General features: G+C 70.8%; 18 protein-coding genes. 10 read left to right on the top strand and 8 right to left on the bottom strand.

Annotated elements, in window-relative coordinates:
- Positions 1-9: 9 nt before the first annotated feature.
- Positions 10-516, top strand: coding sequence for an FmdE family protein (locus A176_RS29610; protein WP_002635622.1), 507 nt, complete (start codon positions 10-12; stop codon positions 514-516).
- On the opposite strand, the gene A176_RS29605 is transcribed toward A176_RS29610, so the two are convergent.
- Entirely contained in the window at positions 503-1,657 is a 1,155-nt protein-coding gene (locus tag A176_RS29605) for an esterase/lipase family protein (RefSeq protein WP_044889274.1), read from the bottom strand. The two genes, A176_RS29610 and A176_RS29605, sit on opposite strands and share 14 nt — an antisense overlap.
- Positions 1,658-1,791: 134 nt before the next feature.
- Here A176_RS29605 and A176_RS29600 point away from each other — a divergent pair, with 134 nt between their 5' ends.
- Together A176_RS29600 and A176_RS29595 are read left to right on the top strand one after the other, a co-directional pair.
- Complete coding sequence (locus A176_RS29600; RefSeq protein ID WP_002635624.1) at positions 1,792-3,870, top strand: S46 family peptidase; 2,079 nt, start codon at positions 1,792-1,794, stop codon at positions 3,868-3,870.
- Positions 3,871-3,997: 127 nt separating this feature from the next.
- A complete protein-coding gene (locus tag A176_RS29595) occupies positions 3,998-5,812 on the top strand; it encodes a serine/threonine-protein kinase (RefSeq protein WP_044889275.1) in 1,815 nt (604 codons plus the stop codon).
- 22 nt (positions 5,813-5,834) lie between these two features.
- Here A176_RS29595 and A176_RS29590 read toward each other — a convergent pair whose 3' ends face one another.
- Positions 5,835-6,173 carry a hypothetical protein gene (locus tag A176_RS29590; protein ID WP_044889439.1) on the bottom strand — a complete coding sequence of 113 codons (339 nt, stop codon included), beginning with the start codon at positions 6,171-6,173 and terminating at the stop codon, positions 5,835-5,837.
- A gap of 373 nt (positions 6,174-6,546) precedes the next feature.
- Here A176_RS29590 and A176_RS29585 point away from each other — a divergent pair, with 373 nt between their 5' ends.
- On the top strand, positions 6,547-7,146 hold the full coding sequence (locus tag A176_RS29585) for an adenylate/guanylate cyclase domain-containing protein (RefSeq protein WP_002635627.1): 600 nt from the start codon (positions 6,547-6,549) through the stop codon (positions 7,144-7,146).
- A 52-nt stretch (positions 7,147-7,198) separates the two neighbouring features.
- Positions 7,199-7,846 carry a glutathione S-transferase family protein gene (locus A176_RS29580; RefSeq protein ID WP_002635628.1) on the top strand — a complete coding sequence of 216 codons (648 nt, stop codon included), beginning with the start codon at positions 7,199-7,201 and terminating at the stop codon, positions 7,844-7,846.
- A gap of 132 nt (positions 7,847-7,978) precedes the next feature.
- Here the strand turns inward: A176_RS29580 and A176_RS29575 are convergent, their stop codons facing one another.
- The 4 genes from A176_RS29575 to A176_RS29560 all read right to left on the bottom strand — a co-directional run bounded on the left by A176_RS29575 (position 7,979) and on the right by A176_RS29560 (position 11,843).
- Positions 7,979-8,803 carry a glycosyltransferase family 2 protein gene (locus tag A176_RS29575; protein WP_002635629.1) on the bottom strand — a complete coding sequence of 275 codons (825 nt, stop codon included), beginning with the start codon at positions 8,801-8,803 and terminating at the stop codon, positions 7,979-7,981.
- A complete protein-coding gene (locus A176_RS29570) occupies positions 8,800-9,399 on the bottom strand; it encodes an HAD family hydrolase (RefSeq protein ID WP_002635630.1) in 600 nt (199 codons plus the stop codon). Before A176_RS29570 ends, A176_RS29575 begins: the two co-directional genes overlap by 4 nt.
- 10 nt (positions 9,400-9,409) lie before the next feature.
- On the bottom strand, positions 9,410-11,305 hold the full coding sequence (locus A176_RS29565) for a methyl-accepting chemotaxis protein (protein WP_002635631.1): 1,896 nt from the start codon (positions 11,303-11,305) through the stop codon (positions 9,410-9,412).
- Between the two features lie 97 nt (positions 11,306-11,402).
- Positions 11,403-11,843 carry a host attachment protein gene (locus A176_RS29560; RefSeq protein ID WP_002635632.1) on the bottom strand — a complete coding sequence of 147 codons (441 nt, stop codon included), beginning with the start codon at positions 11,841-11,843 and terminating at the stop codon, positions 11,403-11,405.
- 195 nt (positions 11,844-12,038) lie between these two features.
- Here A176_RS29560 and A176_RS29555 point away from each other — a divergent pair, with 195 nt between their 5' ends.
- The 3 genes from A176_RS29555 to A176_RS29545 all read left to right on the top strand — a co-directional run bounded on the left by A176_RS29555 (position 12,039) and on the right by A176_RS29545 (position 15,690).
- Positions 12,039-13,247 carry a hypothetical protein gene (locus A176_RS29555; RefSeq protein WP_002635633.1) on the top strand — a complete coding sequence of 403 codons (1,209 nt, stop codon included), beginning with the start codon at positions 12,039-12,041 and terminating at the stop codon, positions 13,245-13,247.
- Between the two features lie 4 nt (positions 13,248-13,251).
- Complete coding sequence (locus A176_RS29550) at positions 13,252-14,034, top strand: MopE-related protein (RefSeq protein ID WP_002635634.1); 783 nt, start codon at positions 13,252-13,254, stop codon at positions 14,032-14,034.
- Between the two features lie 126 nt (positions 14,035-14,160).
- The gene (locus A176_RS29545) at positions 14,161-15,690 is read left to right on the top strand and encodes a serine/threonine-protein kinase (protein ID WP_002635635.1); all 1,530 of its coding nucleotides are present in this window, start codon (positions 14,161-14,163) and stop codon (positions 15,688-15,690) included.
- 42 nt (positions 15,691-15,732) lie between these two features.
- On the opposite strand, the gene A176_RS29540 is transcribed toward A176_RS29545, so the two are convergent.
- Positions 15,733-16,230, bottom strand: coding sequence for an FHA domain-containing protein (locus A176_RS29540; protein ID WP_226994019.1), 498 nt, complete (start codon positions 16,228-16,230; stop codon positions 15,733-15,735).
- Between the two features lie 222 nt (positions 16,231-16,452).
- Between A176_RS29540 and A176_RS29535 the strand changes: the two genes are divergently transcribed.
- On the top strand, positions 16,453-17,871 hold the full coding sequence (locus A176_RS29535; protein ID WP_002635637.1) for an alpha/beta hydrolase: 1,419 nt from the start codon (positions 16,453-16,455) through the stop codon (positions 17,869-17,871).
- Between the two features lie 25 nt (positions 17,872-17,896).
- Here the strand turns inward: A176_RS29535 and A176_RS29530 are convergent, their stop codons facing one another.
- A complete protein-coding gene (locus A176_RS29530) occupies positions 17,897-18,748 on the bottom strand; it encodes an ATP-grasp domain-containing protein (RefSeq protein ID WP_002635638.1) in 852 nt (283 codons plus the stop codon).
- A 282-nt stretch (positions 18,749-19,030) separates the two neighbouring features.
- Here A176_RS29530 and A176_RS29525 point away from each other — a divergent pair, with 282 nt between their 5' ends.
- Positions 19,031-23,536: a lamin tail domain-containing protein gene (locus A176_RS29525; protein ID WP_002635639.1), complete on the top strand. Its 4,506-nt coding sequence runs from the start codon at positions 19,031-19,033 to the stop codon at positions 23,534-23,536.
- The last annotated feature ends 208 nt before the right edge of the window (positions 23,537-23,744 follow it).

Below are 23,744 nucleotides of genomic sequence, written 5' to 3'. Positions count from 1 at the left end.
GAGCCGCCCATGGCCGTGCGACGACTGTTCCCACTCGTCCTGATGTTGAGCACCGGCTGCGCCGGTTCCTCCGCGCATCATCCGCCTCCCGCGAAGATCGACCCGCTGGCGCGCGTGGCCGCGGTGCACGGCGGCGCGGGCCCCTGGGCCGTCATGGGCTACCGGATGGGCGTGTACGCGCTGAAGCAGCTCGACCTGCCCGTGGGCAGCTTCGCGCTGGAGGTCTTCCACCACACGCCGCAGAAGGTGCAGTACGCCTGCATCGCGGATGGCGCCGCCGCGGCCACCGGCGCCAGCGTGGGGAAGCTCAACCTCTCGCTGGTGGAGGTGCTCGGACCGGAGGACGTCGTCACGCGCTTCCGCAACCGCGACACGGGCGAAGCCCTGGCGCTCCGCCCCTCGCCGCGCTTCGCCCAGCGCTACCTCGACGTGCCCCGCGAGAAGCTGGCGGAGGCCGGCGCCGAGGTGCTGACGCTGCCGGACGCGGAGGTCTTCGAGGTCGTCACGGCGCCTTGACGCGGGGCGGTTCGTCCTCGAGCAGGAAGTCGACGATGGTCTTCCACGTGGCCTCGAACTGGGGCCTGCGGAAGCCGGAGCCGGAGATGAGCCAGTCCACGTGCGGCGGCTGGTGCGCGGGCTGGTCGAAGTGGCCAATCGCGTCCAGGTGGTCCGCGCGCACCGCCGTCAGCACCCGGCCGTGGACCTGCGAGCGCGTGGGGACGATGCCGTCACACGCGGTGGGCCCCGGCATCGCGCCATAGGCCTGCACCAGCGCGGCGGTTTGCGCGGGCGTGTGCAGCGGCAGCGCCGTGAGCGGCATCCGCTGCGTCTGCCCGTACGTCAGCGCGTAGATGGTGTGCGTGAGCTGCGCGTACGGATCCAACCCCGCCGCCATGCGCGTGCGCAGCGACGGCGGGCGCGCCTGCGTCACCACCGAGCCATACCGCACGCCGGGTCGGTCCAACGTGCTCGCGTTGAACAGGTCGATGCCTTCGGGCGTGAGCTGCGGAATCAGCGAGGTGTCGTTGCCCACGTCGCTCAGGAACTTGGACACCGCGTCGCGGCGCTCCGAGGAGAAGTCTCCCAGGAGCTGGTCATAGAGCTGGTCCAGCAGCGTGGGCTTCCACCCGAGGTTGTCATCCGCGCGCGCCAGCAGATGTCCGAAGCGGAACACCACGCGCAGCGGCAGCCGCCCGAAGCGCAGCACGTATACGGTGAAGAGCGACAGCAGCTTGAGGATGCGCTGGCCGAACAGGCCCATGAAGAACGTGGCCAGGGGCGTGCCCGCGTGGGGCGTGGACACCGTCGTCACGGTGCGCACGCGCTTCGCGAAGGACTCCAGGTCCACGCCCTCGGCCACCTGCGCGCCGGGGCTGACGAACAGCCGTGAGTCCAGGCCGCCCGTGGAGTGGCCGATGAGGTGGATGGGCCCGTCGTCCCCGGACGCCGTCTCCTGCACGGCTTTCAACAGGTCCGCGGTGCGCGTGCGGATGGAGGCCGTGGGGTGGGAGAGGACGATGATGACCTCGGATTCCACTTCACGGCGGGCCAGCTCCTCCTTCAGGTAGTCCAGGGCGTGGCCGAAGTAGATGAGCTCGCCCAGGTTGATGAAGCCGAAAAACCCGGGGACGAGGTAGACGCGATGCTTGCCGGACATTGCCTCCACCATATCTGACGCGACGCATGATACCGGTGGGGAATGCGTCCTCCGCTCGGAGGTTGACGCATGCCGGCCGTCAAGCGGAGAACCGGCGAATCTCACTCACAGTCACGACAGAAGGACGCCCGCACGTGGATCGCAGACTGCTTGCCCTCGGCCTGCTCCTGTCCCTCCCCGCCTCCGCGGACGAGGGAATGTGGACCTACGACGCATTTCCCTCCGACACGGTGAACCAGGCCCACGGCTTCACGCCCACGCAGGCGTGGTTGGACCACGTGCGGCTCGGCTCCGTGCGGCTCGCGGGCGGGTGCTCCGCCAGCTTCGTGTCGCCGGAGGGGCTGGTGATGACCAATCACCACTGCATCCGCGGCTGCATCGAGGACTTGTCCTCGCCCAAGAAGGACCTGCTGGCCAACGGCTTCTACGCGAAGAGCGCCGCGCAGGAGCTGCGCTGTCCCAAGGTGGAGGCGAACCAGCTCGTGGAGATGTCCGACGTCACCGAGCGGATGAACGCGGCGACGAAGGGCCTCACCGGCGCGGCCTTCAACACCGCGTTGAAGAAGGAGACGGCCACGGTGGAGGCCGCGTGCGCCACGTCCGATGACGTGCGCTGCGACGTGGTGACGCTGTTCCACGGCGGCAAGTACCACCTCTACAAGTACCGCCGCTTCCAGGACGTCCGGCTCGTCTTCGCGCCCGAGTTCTCCATGGCCGCCTTCGGTGGCGACCCGGACAACTTCAACTTCCCGCGCTTCGGCTTCGACGCGGCCTTCCTGCGCGTGTGGAAGGACAACGCGCCCGCGAAGAGCCCGCACTTCCTGCCGTGGGCGAAGCAGGGCGCGAAGGAGGGTGACCTCGTCTTCGTCTCCGGCCACCCCGGCGGCACCGAGCGCAAGGCCACCGTCGCGGAGCTGGAGTTCCAGCGCGACGTCAACCTGCCGTACACGCTGCTCCAACTCGCGGAGATGCGCGGCATGCTGCGCGAGTACGCGGGCGGCTCGGCGGAGCGCTTCCGCACCACGCGCTCCCTGCAGCGGGGCGTGGAGAACGGGCTGAAGGCGCTGCGCGGCCGGCTCCAGGCGCTGGCGGACCCGGCGCTGCTGGCGGGCAAGCGCGAGGACGAAGCGGCGCTGCGCAAGAAGGTGGAGGGCAACGCGCAGGCGAAGGCCGCCACCGAGGGCGCGTGGGATGAGATTGCGCAGGCGCTCGATGCGTACCGCCGGATGCTGCCGGAGTACCGGATGAAGGAAGCGGGGGATGCCTATCCCTCCGAGCTCTTCCGCATGGCGCGGCACCTGGTGCGCGTGGCCGACGAGAAGGACCGCCCCAACGCGGAGCGGCTGCGCGAGTACACCCAGGCGCAGCTCCCCACGCTGGAGCAGCAGTTGCTGCGCGACGCGCCGCTGACGCTCGAGCTGGACCAGAAGCTGCTCACCTTCGGCCTCACCCGCGTGCGCGAGACGCTGGGCGCCGATGACCCGTTCGTCCAGGCGGTGCTTGGTCGCGAGGCCCCCGAGGACTTGGCGAAGACGCTGACGCGGGGCACGAAGCTGCGCGACGTGAAGGTGCGCGCCGCGCTGCTCAAGGGCGGCAAGGCGGCGGTGGAGGCCTCCAAGGACCCGATGATTCTCTTCGCGCGCAAGGTGGACGCGGAGGCCCGCGCGGCGCGCAAGCGCTACGAGGACACCGTGGAGGCGGTGCTCAAGCGCAACGGCGAGCGCATCGCCAAGGCGCACCTCGCGGTGTACGGCACCTCGGGCTACCCGGACGCCACGTTCACGCTCCGCCTCAACGTCGGACAGGTGAAGGGCTGGGAGGAGAACGGCCGCCCCGTGGCCGCGCTCACCACCTTTGGCGGCGCGTACGAGCGGCACACCGGCAAGGTCCCCTACAAGCTCCCGGACACGTGGCTGAAGGCGCGCGGCAAGGCGCCGGCGGAGACGCCGTTCGACGTGGCCACCACCAACGACATCATCGGCGGCAACTCCGGCTCTCCGCTGGTGGACCGGGAGGGCCGCGTGGTGGGCCTCATCTTCGACGGAAATCTGCACTCGCTGGGTGGGCGCTACGCCTACGTCCCGGAGACGAACCGGGCCGTCGCCGTGCACGGTGAGGGCATCCTGGCGGGGCTGGAGCACGTCTATGGCGCGAAGCGCGTCGTGGACGAGCTTCGGGCCACGCTCGGCGCCCCCATCGCGCCCACGAAGTAATCCCGATTCTCAAGACCCGAGAGGTTGTGCGGGAAACGAAGGTCTTTTGCGCGCCGCGGTGTGGTTGGCCACGGCGTGTCAGAGGGAGCAGGATAGAATCCGGTGCAAGTCTTAAAACCGGTTATTCATGGCTCCCTTTAAACCTAACGACATCCCTCTCGGCACCGTCTTGAGGGACACCTATGAGATTGCAGGCGTCCTCGGCCGTGGAGGGATGGGGACGGTCTTCCTGGCCAATCACTTGCGGCTGCGCGGCCGGCAGGTGGCCATCAAGGTGTTGCGGCACGACGCGGGGTTGGGGCCGGAGGTCTACGTGCGCTTCCGGCGCGAGGCGGAGATCGCCTCGAAGCTGGGCCACCCCAACATCGTCGAGGTGCTCGACTTCGACAGCCTCGAGGACGGCTCGCCGTACATGGTGATGGAGTGCCTGCGGGGCCAGCCGCTCTCGCGGCGGCTTCGCAAGGGCCCGATGACGCTGGAGGAGGTGTTCTCCTGCGCGCGGCAGATGGGTTCGGCGCTCCAGGCCGCGCACCGCGCGGGCATCGTCCACCGCGACCTCAAGCCGGGCAACGTGTTCCTCGTGCCCACCGAGGTGGGCGGGGTGCTGATGGAGCACGTGAAGCTGCTCGACTTCGGCATCTCCAAGGTCATCGACTCGCAGAGCGTGCACACGCAGGGCGGCATCTTGCTGGGCACGCCGCAGTACATGGCGCCGGAGCAGGCCACCGGGAAGAACGGCGAGGTGGACCCGCGCACGGACATCTTCGCGTTCGGGTGCCTCGTCTACGAGATGCTGGCGCGCCGGCTGCCGTTCAAGGACAACGGCAACCTCCCGGAGCTCATCTACCGCATCGTGTACGACCCGCCCGAGCCGCTGGAGTCGCTGGTCCCCGGGCTCGCGGACCACGTCATCGCGGCGGTGGAGAAGGCGCTGGAGAAGCGCCCGGAGGACCGCTTCCCGGAAGTGGGCGACTTCATCACCGCGTTCACGGGCCGCGCGTTGCAGACCATGGGCGAGGTGCCGATGCTCACGCCCTTGAGCACGCCGCAGCTCGCCGTGGCGCTGGCGCCCGAGTCGAAGCCGGAGACGGTGGACGGCAGGCGTCCGGGGCGCGCGACGAACGAAGGGGACGACGTGCAGCTCCCCGCCGTGAAGCCCGCGTTCCGGGAGTCGGAGACGGTCAGCCTGTCCGTGCCGGTGTCGGTGGTGTCGCGGCACGACGCCGCCACCATCGCGGAGGCCATGCCCTTGCCGGAGATGGAGGCGCCACCGCCCAGGCCCGTCGTGGCGCCCGCGGACGTCGTGCCCGCGCCCATCGCCCGCTCGCCGGTGGCGCGCAAGCCCGACGGCGCGTCAGGCGCCGGGAGTCCGCCGAAGGACGCGGCCGTGGCCCGGAGGCAGACGCCTCGAGACGCTGCGGTGGCCGCGCCAGGGCAGGGCGCCGTGGCCCAGCGGTCGACGCCTCGGGACGCTGCGGTGGCCGCCCAGGGGCAGGGCGCGGTGGCCCGGCATGGCGCGCCCGCTCAGCCCGCGGCGCAGGCGTCGCCTCCAGACGGCGGCGTGCCTGCGTCGAGGGGGGCTCGGCAGCCGCTTGGGGACAAGCCACCGGAGAAGGCCGTGGAGGCGAGGCGCGGCGCACCGGTCGAGCGTCCGGCCCCCAAGGTGGTCCCCGCGCCCATCGCGCGTCCGCTGGGCCCTGGCCAGCAGAAGCCGCCCGCGCCAGCCGCGGACGGGGTGGGGTCGACCGTGCTGTTGTCGTCGAAGCCGGGCGGTGCTCAATCCGTCTCGCCGGGCGTGCTGGCTGGTCAGTCGAAGCGGAAGCTGTCTCCGCTCACCGTGGTGATGATCGTCGCCATCGTCTGCGCCGTGGCCTTCGCCATGTGGCCACGCCCGGACCCTCGGTCGGACGGGGCCACTCCGGTGCCCGTGAGCGCGGAGTAGCCCGCTCGCGGGCACCCCTCGCTTATGAGGGGGCGTCCGGCTCGATGACGTCGAACCCCTCGAGCGCGAAGCCCATCGCTGGCCGGAGCCAGAAGGTGCCGCGTCCTTCCGGCGTCCAGCCCTGGGTCTGCGCGAACACGATGGCGTCGCGGGCATCGCGCGGCCGCGCTGCCGAGGTGTCCACCATGCCGCCGCCCCGGCCGACGAGGTTCACGGCCAGCTTGGGACCGGCCTTCCGGTCGTCTTCCGTCTTGAACCACGCGCGGATGCGCACCACGCGCCTGCCGTTGACGTGGACCCAGTCTCCGGCCCAGGCGTACTCACGGCCGTCGACCACCAGCTTGCGGTGCTTCTTCTTCATCACGTCCACCCTTCGGGGCCGTGTCCTGTCTTCACTCGGACCGAACCCCACCTGACGCGTTTGGCGCTCGACACGCGCGAACCTGACTCACCAGGGTGTTGGTGCGTTGCGTCAGCGTTTCCGTATCCTGATGAGGACTGACACGTCGGTTCATGTCGTGTCCAACACTCAGCGTTCGTGAGCGAGTGAGCGGCAGGTCGCCCACGCGTACTCCCGTCAGCGCTGGTGGACCACCATGTACGGCCGCGTCCCCCCGGGGCGCAGGCCGTCCAGGGCCCGGTTCCAGCCGGGAAGGGGGGCTCGGCTGGGACCGGGGGCCCTGTGTGATGTAGCATCGCTGACAGTCTGTGCCGGGGGGAAAGGGGATTGCGCGATGGTGGTGGAGGCACCGAAACCCGAAAGGCTGGCGGCGATTCTGTTCACGGGCATCGAAGGTCCTGATGGACTTTCGTGGCGTGACGAGTCGCTGCAGAACGCCATGCGAGACGAGCATGCGACGCTCGTCCGTGAGCTCTTGCCGCGGCATGGCGGCATCGAGGTGAAGCGGCTGGAGGATGGCTTCCTCCTGGAGTTCGAGGGAGGCCCCGCGGCGGTGGACTTCGGACTGGCGTTGCAGAGCGCGCTGGATGCCCGCAATGGCGATGTGGCGGCGGAGCGCCGCGTGGTGCTCCGCGTGGGCGTCCACCTGGGCATGGTGATGCACCGGGACGGCGACGTCTTCGGAGAGGGCGTCAACCTGGCCGCGCGCATCGAGGCCCTGGCCCGGCCCGGCACGCTCTATGTCAGTGAGGCGGTGGCCCGTGAGGTGGAAGGGCTGCTCTCCTCGCCGCCGGTCCGTCTGGGCCGGGGGGAGATGAAGAACATCCGCCTCCCGGTGGCCGTCTACCGCATCGACCCGCCCGAGCATCGTCGCCGGGTGCCGCTGCTGTCGCGGATGCGTTCCTTCCTGGGACGCCGAAGCACCGCGAACTGACCCTTCACGGGCACGGGCACATCCAGGTGCGCGGCGTTATAGAGGCCGCCCCATGCCCCAGCTCACGCTCGTCGTCGGTTCGAAGAACTATTCCTCCTGGTCCCTGCGGCCCTACCTCGCGCTGGCCCACACGGGACAGCCCTTCCAGGAGGTGGTGGTGCCCCTGGGCCTGCCGGACACGGAGGCGCGCATTGTCGCCCACTCGCCCAGCAAGCGCGTGCCGGCGCTCCAGCATGGTGACTTGGTCATCTGGGATTCGCTGGCCATCTGCGAGTACCTGGCGGAGACCTTCCCGGAGGCCCGGCTGTGGCCGGAGGACCGCGCGGCCCGTGCCGTGGCCCGCGCCGTCACGGCGGAGATGCACTCCAGCTTCACGTCGCTGCGCCAGCACATGAACATGAACCTGCGCGCGCGCAAGCCGGGCCAGGGACGGGCGCCCGGCGTGGCGGAGGACATCGCGCGCATCCAGGCGCTTTGGAATGACTGCCGGAGCCGCTTCGGCCAGGGCGGCCCGTTCCTGTTCGGCCGCTTCTCCATCGCGGACGCCTTCTACGCGCCCGTCGTCACCCGCTTCGTCACGTACGACGTGGCGCTGGACGCGGTGAGCGCGGCCTACCGCGACGCGGTGCTGGCGCTACCCTCGCTCCAGAAGTGGACCGAGGAAGGCCGGAGCGAGCCCGGCATCCCGAAGTACGACTGAGCCTGAAGGCCCGCGTGACGTGGGCGCGCGCTCAGGGCGTCGCGAGCGCCGGCGTCAACCGGGCGGGGCTCACGCTCGCGCACGCGCGGAGCATCCCCAGGGAGCAGCAGCTCACCCACGATGGCAGCCGGATCAGCCGAGCGCGCCGTCACGGACGCGGGCGAACACCTCGTCGTAGCGGCCCTCCGCGTACGCGCGCGCCAGCTCCGGATAGCCGCCCTGCCGCAGCTCGCGGAGGTACGCGTACTTGGCGGCGTGGTAGCCCGCGACGGCCCACGCCAACCGCGAGGCCTCCGCGCCGCCGCGCCACAGCGCGCCCTTCAACACGCAGTCCCGCGCCCAGGACGCCACGCGCTGCACGCCCACGGGCTTGAGGCGCCGCTGCTCGGCGTGGGCCCGCAGCGCCCACAGCAGCGCGTAGCGGTCCTCCTTCGCCGAGCGGCGCTCCACCGACGTGGCGAAGCGGTGCTCGATGAACGCGTGCACCCGGCCGCCGGCCATCTTCGGAAGGGCCTCGTGGACAATCTGCTGCGGCCGCCACACCGCCTTCTCCCGGCGCACCAGCCGAGCGCGCCACTGCGTGCGGTAGCGGAAGCGCCGCGAGCCCAGCTCCGCCCAGTCGCGGCGGGGCAGCCGGTACACGTCCTGGGTGGGAGCGGAGGCCTTCCACGCGCGCAGCGCCTCCTCCGCCTCCGGACCGACCTCCTCGTCCGAGTCGAGATAGAAGACGTAGTCACACGGCGCCAGGGCCCGCACGGCCGCGTCGCGCGCGTCGCCGTACCCCCGCCAGGCGTGCGGCACGGAGCGCGCGCCCATCGAACGCGCCAGCTCCGCCGAGCCGTCCGTCGCGCCCGTGTCCAGCGCCACCACGTCATCACAGAGGGCCAGCAGCCCGCGCAGGCAGGGCTCCAGCGTGTCCCGGTTGTCGCGGTGCAGGACGTAGCCGCCCAGCTTCATAGTCCCAGGGCCTTCAGTTGGGCGTCGAACGCGTCCGCCGTGGTGAAGAGTCGGCCCTGGATGCCCTGGGCCTCGGCGGCCTGGACGAACTCGGGCAGGTCGTCGAAGAAGACGGCTTCCTCGGGCGCGCAGCCCACGCCCTCCAGCGCGAGCCGGAAGATGTCCGGCTCCGGCTTCACGTGCCCCACCTCGCAGCTCATCACCACGCTGTCGAAGCGGCGCAGCACCGGCAGCAGCGGACGCAGGTAGGCGACGTGGAGCGCGTTGGTGTTGGACACCAGTCCCACGCGGACGCGGCCCAGCAGGCCCTCCACACGGGGCAGCACGGCGTCATGCAGCGTGAAGTGGCTGCTCCACAGCGCGGCGAACTCCGCCATGGGCAGGTCCACACCGAGCCCGCGGCACACGTCCTGGCGGATGCCCTCGGCGCCCAGCACGCCCCGGTTGGCGTCCGTCCAGCCCGCGCCCGACAGCCGCCGGGCCACCTCGCCGGCCTCCAGCCCCGCCCGGGCGCCCAGCCGCGAGAACAGCACGGCGTTGTCGTGAAAGACGAGGACGTTGCCCAGGTCCAGCAGCACTGCCTTCACCTGCGCCATGTGAGCTCCTTCAGATGCGATAGGCGCGGGCCACGTCCTGCATCTGCTCGGACACGTCCTGGAGCAGCTTCGCCGCGCGGGTGGTGGCGGCCAGGCTCTCCTGGGTGTCGTTCATCATGGAGGACATGTCGGTGACCGCGCCGAAAATCTGGGCGATGCCCGCGTTCTGCTGACTCACAGCGCCGGCAATCTGCCGCACCGCGGCCGCGTTGTCCTGGATGATGGCGGCCAGCTCCTTCATCCGCTCGCCGGTGCCGCGCACCTGCTCCAGGCCGGATTCCATGTGCGTGTAGCCGACCTCGGTCATCTTCGCGGTGGAGAGGATGGCGCTGCCCAGGTCGCCCAGGATTTCGCGCACCCGGTCCGTGGCCTGGATGGACTGGTCCGCGAGGCTGCGAATCTCGCGCGCCACCACGTTGAAGCCCTTGCCGTGCTCGCCCGAGCGGACGGACTCGATGGCGGCGTTGAGGGCCAGCATGTTCGATTGGTCCGCCAGGTCCTTCACCGTCTGGGTGATGCCGCCAATCTGCTGCGTGCGCTCGTTGAGCTGGGCGATGCGCTCCGTCATCTGCTCGGCCTGCGACAGGATTTCGGAGAAGCCACCCAGGCTGTCGCGGATGGCGACCTCGCCGGCGCGGCCCACCTCCTCCGCGGCGGAGGCGCGCTTGAGCACGTCCTCGGCCTTCTCCGAGGCCAGCAGCGACGTCTGCTTGATTTCCTGCGCCGTCACCTGCGTCTGCTGGAGCGCGGCGGCCTGGCGCGCCACGTTGCGCTCCTGCTGCGTCGCCGCCGTCTGGAGCTCCGCCACCGTCTCGCTGAGCACGCGCGTGCCGGTGTGGAGGCTCTGCGCCGTCTCCCGGAGCTGGAACACGAGCAGCCCGAAGGCCCCGGCCAGCTCGCCCACCTCGTCGTTGCCGGCCTTCACGTCCAGCGTCTGAGTGAGGTCGCCCTCGCTCACCAGCCGCGTCACCGCCGCGCGCAGGGCCAGCACCGGGCCGGAGATGCGGTGCGACAGGAACCACGCGCCCGTGACGGCCAGGAGGATGAAGCCCACCACCATGAACAGCGACACCTTGCGCATGCGCTCCACGGGCGCGTAGGCCTCCGCCGGGTCCACCCGCGCCACGAAGTGCCAGCCGTCCGCCACGTCCCGCACGTCACCGCCATTGAGCGCGGTGACGGCCAGCAGCGTGTCGTCCCCCGTGGGGTTCGCGCCGCGCGAGTCGTACAGCACCGTGCCATCTTCCCGTTGCAGCGTGAGGGCGAAGGTCTTCAGGTTGCGCTGCGCCGCGCGTGAGAGCGCCGGCTGCACCATCTGGTCCACGTGGGCCCAGTCGAAGGCGGCCAGCAGCACGCCCAGGCGGTGCTTGGAGACGGGGTCCAGCACCGGGATGCCCAGCGACAGCACCTGCCCGGTGAAGATGGGGTGCTCCTCGTTGACGCCCTCGCTGGTGGTGTGGCCCTGCTGCGCCGCCACGAACCAGGGGCTGCGCCGCACCTCGTCCTGGCGCCGCAGGTACTCGTCCCGCAGGGCGGGGGTGTTGGCGGAGACGGCGCGGCCGGTGTCGTCGAAGACGACGATGCCGTTGAGGGTGAGGTAGCGGCTCTGGAGCACCGCCAGCATGGCGTCGGCGGGCGCCACGTCACCGCGCAGCGCCGCGCGCACCACCGCGTCCTCCGCCCAGCCGCGGGCGCTCGCCTCGCGTTCGGCGAGCGTCGCCTCCAGCAGGTCCTTCACGCCCTCCGCCTCGCTCTTCAGCGAAGCGCGAATCTGCTCCTCCATCACCTGTCGTGCGCTGCGCGACTGGAGCCACGTCAGCGTCAGCAACGGGATGACGGACAGCAGGGTGACGTAGAGGGTGAGGCGCCCGCGAAGGGACTTGATGCCAGGAATCGTAAGGGCCATGGGACGCGGCGGGTGGCGTACGGAGACCGTCCAGAAAGGCCGGTCTCCGACCTATACCAGAGCCCCGCGTCACCAGGGCACCCCCTGGCCCGCCTGCTCAGAGCACGGGCACCCGGTTGGGCAGGTCCTTGGCCGGGACGTTGGAGTAGTCCGAGTCCACGTCCAACAGGACGCGCTGACGCACCCGGGCACTCAGCAACCTCCGGATTCTCCCCAGGAATTCCGGCGGGGCGGCGATGACCAGCTTGTCGAAATCATGCCGGTCATGCCCCTTGTCGAGGAACGCGGAGAGCTGGCGGGCGAAGCGGTCATGCTCCAGCTCCCGGCGTCCATTGGGTTCATTCTCCACGGGAGGGCCGTGCAGGGTGCCGGCGTTGGGGTTGTCCGCCTGCTCGACCAGCTCCGCCTGGTGGGCCCGGCTCTCGTCGTGGTGGAACTCCTCCAGCAGTCGCCAGTCCTCCTCCGCCTTCGCGTCCGTCGCGAAGAGGCGGGCCCGGCTCGCGTTCCCCACCAGAATCCAGAGCGTCCCATTCGCCATGTCGTGCATCTCCTTGCGCTATAAGGTGGGAGATGCGGACCCCCGGGGTCCAAGGCAAGCTTCCCCAGACGAGCCGAGCATTCGCCGTGCGCAGGGCAGGCAGGCAGGCCCCTCCCGGTGGACCCTCCCCTCGGGCCCAGGTGCGCTACCGTCGCATCATTCCGTTACGCACGGCGCCGCGATAGAAGGGGGCCCATGCGTATTCCCGTTGCGCCCTTCACCGCCCTGCTGGCGCTCGCGCTGCTGGCCCCTCCCACGTGGGCCCAGGAAGGTGGACTCGGGCTGGACCTCACCACCGACAGTCCCCCCGAGCAGCAGGGCCTGGACATGGGATTGGACCTGCGCCCCTCCAACCCGAACGCGGACCTGCTTCCGCGCTTCGCGCTGGTGGGGCTGCATGCGCCCGAGCGGGCCGGGGCGCAGCAGGCGGCGAGCTGGTTCGAGGCCCTGGAGCGCGGGGCGCTGTCGTCCGCCGTGGTGGCGCAGGCGTCGGACCTGCAGGGGACGCGGGAGCGGCTGGAGGACGGCTACGCGGCGACGGTGCGCTGCGCGGAGGCCTCCTGCTTCGCGGAGCCCGCGGAGCTGCTGGACGCGGACCTGCTGACCACGGCGCGCCTGTCCCTGGAGGACGCGGGCTGGACGCTGCGCACGTGGACGTATGACCGCGACCGCCGCGAGGTGCACGAGGACTTCGTGACGGGGCGCAATCCGCGCGACGAGGACTTCCTCTCGGAGGCCTCCGCGATGCTGTCCAAGCGGCTGACGGCGCTGGCGCGTCCGCGCGCGATGCTGACGGTCAACGTCAACGTGCCGCAGGCGGTGGTGAAGGTGGGCGAGCGCATCCTGGGCGTGGGCAACGTGGAGGCGCGCCTGGCGCCTGGCGCGATGCCGCTGGAGGTGTCCGCGGACGAGTATGGCGTCTACACGCGCAACCTGGACCTGCAGCCCGGCGCGCGCGAGACGGTGGACGTGATGTTGGAGATCTCCGGTCCGGCGCCGGACGGTCCGCCGGATGAGTCCGTGGCGGGCGTGGGCGCGACCCGCAAGGCGCCGCGCAAGTCCCTGCTCAAGCGGCCCGCGTTCTACACGGCGCTGCTGGGCCTGGCCGCGGTGGGCGCGGGCGTGGTGATGGGCCTGGCCGCCAAGGACGTGGAGTCGCGGGCGAATGACGCGAACGGGGACGGCGTGTTCGACATCAGCCGCAAGGAGCGGTTGGACGCGCAGTCGCAGGCGAACCTGGCCACGGCGCTGCTGGTGGGCGGCGGGGCGGTGGCGGCGGGCAGCGCGGTGTGGCTGGTGGTGGTGCCCGCGCGCACCGCGCCCGCTTCGACGTCCGTGGCCCCGGCGGCGGGCAGCGGCGGCGCCTCCACGGCGCTGCACCTCATGGTCGGCGGGAGTTTCTGAGCTTATGAAGACCTTCGAATCCCGGCTGCTCGCCCTCTGCGGCGGACTGATTCTCGCGCTGGGCGCGGCGGCCTGTGTGGTGGAGTTCCCCGACGACGTGCCCTACACGTGCACGGAGACCGCGGACTGCGGCGGTGATGGCTACGTCTGTACGTCGCTGCCCAACGACGGGCCTCGGTACTGCTGTCTTCCGGACCCGGCGGAGGTCTGCAACGGGTTGGACGACGACTGCGACGGCCAGGTCGACAACCTGGACACGCCTTGCTACCCGGGCCCGGCGGGCACGCTCGACGTGGGCGTCTGCCGCACGGGGGATTCCGTCTGCGCCGCGGACCGGAGCACGGTGTGTGTCGGCGCGGTCGTCCCTGGCACCGAGATTTGCAACGGCCTGGATGACGACTGCGACGGCGATGTGGACGAGGACTTCGACCTGAAGACGGACCCCGTCCACTGCGGCGTCTGCAACAACGCCTGCACCTTCGCCCAGGACTGCGTGAATGGCGAGTGCGTGCGCCGCCAGGAGCTGGACTGCGCCAACGGCGTGGACGACGACCGGGACGGCTTCACCGACTGCCAGGACCGCGAGGACTGCGACGACCAGTCGTGCGGCGCGGAGTGCGTGTGCCGCAACGGTTCGAAGACGGAGATGAACTGCGCCAACGGCCTGGACGATGATGGCGACGGGCTCATTGACTGCGCGGACCGGGCGGACTGCCCCACGACGACGGTGTGTCAGCGCGAGGATGGCGCGCCCGGCCAGTGCCAGGTGAACGGAGTGTGTCTATGAGGGCTACGACTTCCGTGCCGCTCTGTCCGCCATCCCGCACTCGGTGGGTGAGGTGGGCGTACATGGGAAGACAGAGTGCAGATCCAGGGTTGCTGTTTGCCCGGAACATGGAAATTTCTTCCCACCATGGGCTCCGATGACGCCTTCACGCAGACCGTGCTGTCCAGTACCGAGGCCGCCATGAATGAGGCGGCGCCTCGTGCTGGCGAGGAGCTCCGCGAGGGCTCGACGCTGGGGAACTACCAGCTCGAGCAGCTCCTGGGTGAGGGCTCCATGGGCCGGGTGTTCCAGGCGCGCCACACGCGGCTGGGGCGTCAGGTGGCGCTCAAGGTGCTCCGGCCCGAGCACGCGAAGGACGGCGGCTTCGTGCAGCGCTTCTTCCAGGAGGCGCGCACCGTCAATCAAATCAACCACGAACACATCGTGGAGATTTTCGACTTCGTCGACGCGAGCAAGGAGGGCGGCCACGTCTACTGCGTGATGGAGCTGCTGCGCGGGCAGAGCCTGAGCGTGCTCTCGCAGGAGGAGAAGCTGACGCTCGCGCGCATCCAGCGCTTCGTCGTGCAGGTGTGCGCGGCGCTGGGCGCGGCCCACCAGGTGGGCGTGGTGCACCGGGACGTGAAGCCGGACAACCTCTTCGTCATCCACCGAGGAGGCCAGCCGGACTTCGTGAAGGTGTTGGACTTCGGGGTGGCGAAGCTCCTCACGGCGGAGCGCGGCACCACCAACACGGTGGATGGCACCATCATCGGCACGCCCGCGTACATGGCCCCGGAGCAGGCCGCGGGGCTGCCGGTGGACGCTCGCGCGGACATCTACGCGGTGGGCAACATCCTCTACGAGCTCATCTCCGGGAACCCTCCGTTCCAGGCCGCGGCCTTCGGCCACCTGGTGGTGCAGATCATCACCCAGCCTCCGCCGCCGCTGCCCTCGCACCTGCCGTCGGGCGAGCCGGTGCCGCCGCAACTGGCGCAGTTGGTCATGCGGTGTCTGGCGAAGGAGCCCGAGGCCCGGCCGCAGAGTCTGGCGGAGGTGACGACGGCGCTCCTGATGTTGCCCGCGTCGGCGGAGTCCCTGGCGCCGCCCCCCGCGGACCTGGTGCTGGAGGAGTCGGAGCGGCCCACGCAAGAGGTGCAGGTGGCGGTGAGCCGCCGCTGGCACCGGCAGGCCGCGATGTCGCTGGGCACGGCGGCGCTGCTGGTGGTGGCCGCGGTGGTCACCTGGTCGGGGATGAATCCGGAGTCCGCGCCCGCGCTCGCGCCGGCCTCCGCGCCGGTGGCGGAGCTGCCCACGTCCGTGTTGTCCACCGTCGTTCCCGCCGTGGTGGAGGCGCCCGTCGCCGCGCCCCGGCTCAGCCCACCCGTCACGCTCACCGTCCGCTCCTTCCCGGAGGGCGCGCAGGTGCGGCGCGTGGACACCGGTGAGGTGCTGGGCGTGACGCCGCTGGTGAAGCAGGTGTCGGGCGAGGCCGAGCCGCTGCGGCTGCGCGTGGAGCTGGCCGGCTACGCTCCGCTGGAGCGGATGGTGGACCTGGGCAAGCACGCCGAGTTGGAGGTGCCGCTGGTCAAGGCGCTGCCTTCACCCCGGAAGCCCCCGGCGGCGGCGCCGCAGCGCGCGACGGGCAAGAAGCCCCGCGCGCGCGCCAACACCCCGTAGTCCGGAGGCGCCTCGCCCACGGGGCGGGGCGCCCGGACGGACTCAGCGCGGCGCGCCCACCGTCTGGGCGAGCACTTGCGCGGCGATGCGCCCGATGCGCTCGTTGAAGTCCTCTGCTTCGTGGAAGGTGAGGCGGACATCACCCACCTGGAGCTGCACGCCGGGCTGGAGCACCGTGGGGCGCTCGGCCTCCAGGCTCGTGTCGCCCAGCGTCACCGGCCGAGCGCCCTCCACGCGCGTCACCTGCCAGCGGCCCTCCAGCGTGGGGGCCAGGTGCAACTGCTCGCGCGACACGGTGGCGTCGTTGACGACCAGCGGGTTGTTCGAGGAGCGGCCCAGGCGGAGCGGGCTGCCGTCCGTCTGCCCCACCAATTCGAAACACAGCGCGTCACCAGCGGGCAGGCAGTCCCTCAGGTCGGTCAGCGGCAGCCGGGTGGCGGCCACGTTGCCCTCCACCACTTCGGGGACATTCCACGCGCCTGCCTCCCACACCAGCCACGGGTGTGGGTACTTGGCGCGAAACTTTTCCTTGAGAGCCATGTGCTGCCTCACGAGCAGCGAGAGCAGCAGAGCGCGAGCCATGCGGATTGAATAACCTTCCTGCCGCGCCGCAGCCGAAGAAGGCGCACGGTGGGGCCACGGGGTGTCCACGAATGGCCAGATGCCGGGCGGGTTGCCCCACTCGCGCACGGGCCGACCCCTGTAGTACACCCGCGCCCGCTTCCTGTCCCGACAAGGCGTCCCTGCCTGCTGGAAGGTTCGATGCGCCGTCTGCCTGCTGCCGTGTTGTGCGCCGCCCTGCTCGCATCGTGCGAGGACGACCCTGTTCCCACGCCACCGCCGCCTCCCTACACGGAGACGTACCCGGACGCGGGGACGCCGACGGACGCGGGGACCCAGGAGCCCTGGGCCTGCCAGCGCTCGACGACGGTCCACGGCGCGCCCATGACGCTGCTGGCCGAATTCCAGTTGGAGATGAGCCGCGCTTCCTCCCCGGCGCAGCGCACGGCGGCCATTGACCGCTTCGTGGCGGAGGTGGAGGAGCAGGGCGGCCTGCCGCTCGTCAGCGACGCGCAGGCGGGCCGGCCCCGGGTGGCCTTCTTCGTGCGCGGCGAGGCGGGGCGGAACACCTTCGTCGCGGGCGACTTCAACGGATGGTCCGCTACGGCCACGCCGCTGGTGCAGGTGCGGGACACCGACTTGTACGTGGCGGAGGTGGAGGTGCCTCGCACGGGCCCGCAGCCGTACAAGCTGGTGCAAGGGGGCGAGTTCTTCGCCGACCCGGGCGCGCGCCACGTGGCGTGGGACAACCTCAACCGCTACGACGTGGGGCAGTTCAACTCGCTCGTCTACCCCGGGCTCCAGGACGCCACCAAGGGCCGCCTCACCGCGTGGTACGGCGTGCCCTCCTCCGTGCTGGGCGACGCGCGCGACGTCTTCGTCTACACGCCCGCGGTGTACGACGGGCGGGAGTGCCCGGCGCTGCCGGTGATGTACCTCCATGACGGCAATGAGAGCCTGACGCGCGAGTCCTTCGCGGAGGCGGCGGACACGCACTACGCGGCGAAGCCCGCGGACGCGGCGGTGCTCGTCTTCGTGGCGCTGCCCGACCAATCCGTGCGCCTGGCGCAGTACACCTTCCCGCCCGCGCGCGACCCGGAGTGGCCCACGCCGACGGGGGATGGCTACCTGGCCTTCCTGCGAGACGACCTGATGCCGCGCGTGGAGGCGGCCTGGCGCGTGAAGACGGGGCCGCAGGAGACGGGCATCGCGGGCGCGTCCCTGGGTGGCCTCATCTCCGTGTACGCGGGCTTCCAGATGCCGGAGAAGTTCGGCTTCGTGGGCACCCAGTCCGGCACGCTGTTCTGGCCGCATGACGGCGTGGTGGACCGCGACGACGGCAACGCGATGGTGGTCCGCGCGGGGCAGGAGCCGGTGGTGCCGCTGCGCTTCTACGTGGACCACGGCTCGCCGGTGGCGGGCTGCACGCGGGATGGCGAGGAGGGCGGAGACGACTGCGAATCCAACCTCCTGTTCGTGCAGGCGCTGCGCAGCCGCGGCTACAACGTGATGCATTGGAACGAGCCCGGCGCCGCGCACGACTGGTTCTTCTGGAAGAAGCGCCTGCCCAAGCTGCTGTGCTCCTTCCGCAACGCGGACGCGGCGGTGTGCGGCCTCTGATCCGGCCGCACCCGGCGGTGCGCGCTCAGAGCTTCGCGGCGATGGCCCGGGCCATGCGGTCCGCGGCCCCCGCGTCGAGCGACAGGAACAGGCTGGGCTCGGTGACCTCCAGCTCCTGGAGCCGCGGCTGGCCCGCGTTGTCGGTGGCCACGTCCACGCGCGCGTAGAGCAGGGGCTGGCCCACGGCCTCCAGCACGGACTCCGCCAGCCGCAGCTCGGCAGGGTTCTCCGGTGTGAAGGCCACGGGCTTGGAGAAGCCGCGCGGCGCGTCCGCCAGCGTGGGCGGCCGGTGCACCGCGTGGCTGAAGGCGCCGTCGAAGTAGATGTAGCTGCGCTCGCCTTCCTTCTCGAAGGTGGTGAGGTAGGGCTGCACCATGACGTCACCCTCGCGGGCCAGCGCGGCGACGCGGGCGGTGGCCGCGTCCGCCTCCGCGCGCGGGAAGATGTGCGTCTTGAGCGCGCCCGCCGACACCGCGGGCTTGAGCACCACCGTGTCCCAGCCGCGCTCGGCCGCCAGCGCGCCCACGTCGAGCGTGTCGCCCTGGCGCACCCACACGGTGGGCGTCACCGCGACGCCCTTCTCCTCCAACTCGCGCAGGTAGGCCTTGTGCGTGTTCCAGCGCAGCACCGGCGCGGGGTTCTGGAGCTGCGTGAGGCGACCCACCTTGTCCGCCCAGGCGACGAAGGCGTCCCGGCGCAGGTGGCTGTCCCAGGTGTTGCGCACCAGCGCCAGCCGCACCGTGCGCCAGTCCATGGCCGGGTCGTCCCAGATGACGGGCCTCGCATCCAAACCCAGCGCGGTGAGCGCGGGGAGCAGGCAGGCGTCGTACGGCTCGAGCTGAGGCAGTGCGTGATAGGTGAGGATGGCGACGTCCACGGCGGTGCTCCTGGCGGCGATGGCGATTCAGGGTTGTAGCGCGCCTCCCGGCCGTGCAGCGCGTCACGAGCAGGTGCGTCATGGGTGCGGGCAAGGCCGACACGTCACGCTTACGGGTGCCCGTACTTGAGGTGATGTGGGCGGCGTACTCCCGTGCGCACTCCCGATCGGGAACTGGACCTGGGCGGTCAGGTGTCGCTGAAATGTTTCAAGGGGTACGCTCTTCGCGTGCCAAGGACCTGTCACCTTCCCTCGGGCCGGTTCAACCGGGAGACCCACGAGATGAGTATGTCCCCACGTCTATTACTGGCCGCGCTCAGCGCGGTCCTTCTCTTTACCGCCGGATGTGACGGCGACGAGCCGGGTTGCGAGGGCGCGAACTGCAACCCGCAAGCGGTCTGCGGCAACGGCCAGCGCGAAGCGGGTGAGCAGTGTGACGACGGCAACCGGGTCAACGGCGACGGTTGCGAGAACGACTGTACGCTGACGCCCCCGGACCCGGGCGCCGTATGTGGCAACGGCCGCCTGGAAGGCGACGAGATTTGCGACGACGGCAACACGGTGAATGGTGACGGCTGTGAGTCGGACTGCACGCCGACGTTCACCGTCTGCCCCGCGGCGAACGCGCCCGCGCTGCCGGATGGCGCGACCTGCGCGGTGACGCAGGCCGGCTCCTCCGCGCGCCTCTTCACGGGCGTGGTGCTGAAGGACGGCGAGACGCTGCTGGGCGGTCAGGTGCTGGTGGACGCGCAGGGCGTCATCACGTGCGCCGCGTGTGACTGCTCCGCCGCGGCGGGCGCCGCCGAGGCCACGCAGGTCTCCTGCCCGGGTGGCGTCATCTCCCCGGGTCTGGTGAACCCGCACGAGCACATCACCTACCCGATGGAGCCGTACGTCGGCACCGAGGAGCGTTACGAGCACCGCCACGAGTGGCGGACCGGCCGCAACGGCCACACGCGCATCAACAGCCCCGCGGCCAGCGCCGCGGACAACGTCCGCTGGGGCGAGCTGCGCCAGATGATGGCCGGCGCCACGTCCATGGCGGGCGCGGGCGGCCAGGCGGGCCTGCTGCGCAACCTGGACGTGAACAACACCGCGCTCCAGGAGGGCCTGGGCGAGGGCGTGGTGGACTCCGACACGTTCCCGCTGAGCGACACCAGCGGCAACCTGATTGCCTCGGGTTGCAGCTACCCCTCGCGTCCGACGACGAGCTCGCTGCCGCGCACGGCCGCGTACCTGCCGCACATCTCCGAGGGCATCTCGGCGGCGGCGCACAACGAGTTCCTCTGCCTCTCCACCGGCGACAATGACGTGATGCAGGCGCGCACCGCCGTCATCCACGGCATCGGCCTGACGGCGAAGGAAATCCACCTGATGGGCCAGCGTGGCACGGGCCTCATCTGGTCGCCCCGCTCCAACATCGCGCTGTACGGCGACACGGCCATGGTGACGGCCTACAAGAACGTCGGCGTCACCATCGCGCTGGGCACCGACTGGCTGCGCTCCGGCTCCATGAACCTGCTGCGCGAGCTCCAGTGCGCCGACTACCTCAACGCCACGCACTTCGCGCGCTCCTTCAGCGACGTGGAGCTGTGGCAGATGGTGACGTCGAGCGCCGCGGACCTGGTGGACGTCTTCGAGAAGACGGGCCGCATCTCCGAGGGCAAGGTGGCCGACCTGGCCATCTTCCAGCTCCGCACCTTCGCCAACTCGCCGCACCGCGCGGTCATCACCTCGAACCCGGAGCACGTGGTCCTCACCATGCGCGGTGGCAAGCCGCTCTACGGTGACCAGGCGCTCATGGCCGCCCTGAAGGGCGCGGACGCCTGCGACACGTTGGACGTGTGCGGCTCGCAGAAGGAAGTCTGCCTCCAGTCGGAGATTGGGAAGAACCTGGCGGGGCTGACGGCGGGCGCCACGCACAAGTACCCGCTGTTCGCCTGTGGCACGCCGGAGAACGAGCCGTCGTGCTCGCCCCGCCGCGCCTCGCTGGACTCGCGCTGGCCCGCGGTGGTGAACAACTCCACCAGCTACACGGGTGAGATTCGCGACGCGGACACGGACGGTGACGGCGTGGCCAACAACGTCGACAACTGCCCGAACATCTTCAACCCCATCCGCCCCATGGACAATGGCAAGCAGGCGGACACGGACGGCGACGGCATCGGCGATGCGTGCGACCCCTGCCCGCTGGAGGCTGGCAACGCCTGCACCGCGTTCGTCGTGGGCGACGATGACCACGACGGCATCCCGACGTGGCTGGACAACTGCCCGTTCGTCTCCAACCCCGACCAGGCGGACGCGGACGGCGACGGCAAGGGCGACGCGTGCGACGCGTGCCCCACCACGCCGAACCCGGGGAACCTGGGCTGCCCGGCCACCATCCACGAGCTGAAGACGCGCGTGAATGGCAACCTGCCGCTGCTCGGCACGCCGGTGTCCATCCCCGACGTGGTCGTCACGGGCGTGGCCAAGGGAGGCGCGAGCACCCAGGGCTACTGGGTGCAGACGCATCCGCTGCCCTCGGGCGCGAGCGTCGACAACTCCGGCCTCTACGTGTACTCACCCAAGGGTGACCTCGCGGTGGGTGACCGCATCGACATCAGCTCCGGTACGCTGATTCTCTACTTCGGTCTGCCCGAGCTGACGGAGGTGACGTACGTCAAGCGCGGCTCCGGTGGCGAGGTCCCCGCGCCGGTGGTGGTGACGACGGCCGACATCCGGACGGGTGGCCCGCGCGCCTCCGCGCTGGAAGGCGTGCTGGTGGAGGTCCGTGACGTGGCGTCCAACACCACGGTGGACGAGTTCGGTCAGTTCCTGGTCAACGAGGCGGGCAACCCCGGCCAGCCGGGCCTGATGATTGATGACCAGGCCTACGCCTTCCCGCCGCCGACGGTGGGGACGCGCTTCGGCGTGCTGCGCGGTGTGCTGACGTACAACTTCAATGACTCCAAGCTCATCCCGCGCTCCGCGGCGGACATGCAGCAGCCGCCGCCGGCCCTCACGGCCTTCGGTCCGAACGGCTTCGCCCGGGCGGGCGGCTCGGCGCCGGTGAACACGTTCCCGCAGGCGCTGACGCTGACGCTGGCCTCGGCCTATGCGTCGCCGCTCGACGTCACCATCACCTCGTCCAACTCGGCCGCGCTGAGCGTGCCGGAAGGGCGCGTCACCATCCCTGCCGGTCAGACGTCGGTGACGGTGCCGGTGCTGGCGCAGGCCGCCGCGCAGAGCGTGACGCTGACGGCGAACCTGGGTGGTTCCTCGCAGACGGCCACCCTCCGGGTGCTGGGTGCGAACGAGCAGCCCGAGGTGCTCCAGTTGAACCCGGACGCCGTGACGATGGTGCCCGGCGGCGAGGTGGTCTTCACGGTGGTGCTGGACCGTCCGGCGCCCGCGAACGCCACGGTGGCGCTGAGCGTGACTCCGGGCGCCGGCTTCGGGACCTTCGTTCCCGGCGCCAGCCTGGCGGTGGAGGAGAACGCCACCTCGGCCACGTTCAGCTTCATCGCGGACGCGGCGGCCACGGCCACCGAGCCCGGCACGGTGACGGCCAGCATCGGGGCGAGCAGCGCGAGCGCCACGGTGACGCTGGACCTGAACGCGGCCCGGCTGACGTCGATGACGCCGTCCTCGGCGGTGACGATTCCGGCGGGGAGCACGCAGGCGTTCACGGTGACGGTGGACCGCGCCGTGCCGCAGGACACGCTGGTGGAGCTGGCGGCCGTCCCGGGCGCGGGCGTCCCGGCGTACGGCACGGTGCCGGCCACCGTGACGATTCTGGCGGGTGCGACCGAGGCGTCCTTCACCTTCACCGCGGATGCGCAGGGTGAGGGCACGGGCACGGTGTACGCCTCGCTGTACGGCGTCACCCAGGCCACCGAGCTCACGGTGCTGCCGCCGCCCCCGGCGCTCCGCACGGTGACGCCGGCCGTGGCCACGGTGTACTTCTCCACGACCCAGGTCTTCACGGTGACGCTGGACCGCGCGGCGCAGGCGGGCGGTGTCACGGTGGAGCTGACGCTGGAGCCGGCCACCGGCATGGGGACGCTGTCCAGCGCCTCCGTCATCATCCCCGAGGGTCAGACGAGCGGCACGGTGACGTTCACCGCGGGTGAGAACCTCATCCAGGGCCGCCTGATTGCCACCTACGCGGGCGTCTCGCGCGGCGCGGACATCACCATCGCGGACCGTCCGGCCGTGGACCACATCGTCATCAGCGAGATTTCGGCGCGCGGCGTGACGGCTCAGAACGACGAGTTCATCGAGCTCTACAACCCGACGGGCGCGGACATCACGCTGAACGGCTGGAAGGTCCAGTACAAGAGCGCGGCGAGCACCACGAACTACTCCGGCTCCGTGGACATCCCGGACGGCACGGTCATCCGGGCCTACGGCTTCCTGCTGCTCACGCACAACACGGGCTACACCGGTACGGTGACCCGGGACGTGGGTTACGGCTTCGACATGTCCGCGTCGGCGACCGGCGGCGGCCACGTCCGCATCGGGCCGAACCTGGACGCGAGCAACCTGAACGACCCGAACACGGTGGACAAGATGGGCTACGGCACGGCGAACCAGCCCGAGGGCAGCCCCGCCGCGGCGCACCCCGCCGCGGGCGGAAGCCTCGAGCGCAAGGCGCGTCCGAACTCGACGCCGGAGTCCATGGCGGAGGGCGGCGCCGACGCGCTGGCCGGCAATGGTCACGACACCGACGACAACGGCAGCGACTTCATCGTCCGCGCCGTGCGCCAGCCGCAGAACTCGCAGAGCCCGACGGAGCAGCCGTAACCGTCAGGTGATTCAGGGGCAGGGCTGAAGCGCGGGCCCTGTCTCCTCGAGTTTCAATAACGGGCGGAACCCGGGTTCGGGTTCCGCCCGTTTGTTTTTCACGCTCGGCAGGATGAACGGGCCACGTCAGTTTGCGATGCAAACGCTCATGGCAGGGCCGTGCCACCTTCGACCTGGAGTGCCGCGGCGAATGGTGGAGTTGATTGTT

It is taken from the genome of Myxococcus hansupus, from assembly GCF_000280925.3.
In the GTDB taxonomy this organism is placed as follows: domain Bacteria; phylum Myxococcota; class Myxococcia; order Myxococcales; family Myxococcaceae; genus Myxococcus; species Myxococcus hansupus.
This window is presented reverse-complemented; position numbering and strand designations above follow the sequence as displayed.

Excerpts from the sequence above, each read along its gene's own strand:
- A176_RS29605 (WP_044889274.1), bottom strand. The coding sequence starts at position 1,657 with ATGTCCGGCAAGCATCGCGTCTACCTCGTCCCCGGGTTTTTCGGCTTC.
- A176_RS29540 (WP_226994019.1), bottom strand. The coding sequence starts at position 16,230 with ATGGCTCTCAAGGAAAAGTTTCGCGCCAAGTACCCACACCCGTGGCTG.
- A176_RS29535 (WP_002635637.1), top strand. The coding sequence starts at position 16,453 with ATGCGCCGTCTGCCTGCTGCCGTGTTGTGCGCCGCCCTGCTCGCATCG.
- A176_RS29585 (WP_002635627.1), top strand. The coding sequence starts at position 6,547 with ATGGTGGTGGAGGCACCGAAACCCGAAAGGCTGGCGGCGATTCTGTTC.
- A176_RS29545 (WP_002635635.1), top strand. The coding sequence starts at position 14,161 with ATGGGCTCCGATGACGCCTTCACGCAGACCGTGCTGTCCAGTACCGAG.
- A176_RS29570 (WP_002635630.1), bottom strand. The coding sequence starts at position 9,399 with ATGGCGCAGGTGAAGGCAGTGCTGCTGGACCTGGGCAACGTCCTCGTC.
- A176_RS29550 (WP_002635634.1), top strand. The coding sequence starts at position 13,252 with ATGAAGACCTTCGAATCCCGGCTGCTCGCCCTCTGCGGCGGACTGATT.
- A176_RS29565 (WP_002635631.1), bottom strand. The coding sequence starts at position 11,305 with ATGGCCCTTACGATTCCTGGCATCAAGTCCCTTCGCGGGCGCCTCACC.
- A176_RS29595 (WP_044889275.1), top strand. The coding sequence starts at position 3,998 with ATGGCTCCCTTTAAACCTAACGACATCCCTCTCGGCACCGTCTTGAGG.
- A176_RS29590 (WP_044889439.1), bottom strand. The coding sequence starts at position 6,173 with ATGAAGAAGAAGCACCGCAAGCTGGTGGTCGACGGCCGTGAGTACGCC.
- A176_RS29580 (WP_002635628.1), top strand. The coding sequence starts at position 7,199 with ATGCCCCAGCTCACGCTCGTCGTCGGTTCGAAGAACTATTCCTCCTGG.
- A176_RS29560 (WP_002635632.1), bottom strand. The coding sequence starts at position 11,843 with ATGGCGAATGGGACGCTCTGGATTCTGGTGGGGAACGCGAGCCGGGCC.
- A176_RS29555 (WP_002635633.1), top strand. The coding sequence starts at position 12,039 with ATGCGTATTCCCGTTGCGCCCTTCACCGCCCTGCTGGCGCTCGCGCTG.
- A176_RS29575 (WP_002635629.1), bottom strand. The coding sequence starts at position 8,803 with ATGAAGCTGGGCGGCTACGTCCTGCACCGCGACAACCGGGACACGCTG.
- A176_RS29610 (WP_002635622.1), top strand. The coding sequence starts at position 10 with ATGGCCGTGCGACGACTGTTCCCACTCGTCCTGATGTTGAGCACCGGC.
- A176_RS29525 (WP_002635639.1), top strand. The coding sequence starts at position 19,031 with ATGAGTATGTCCCCACGTCTATTACTGGCCGCGCTCAGCGCGGTCCTT.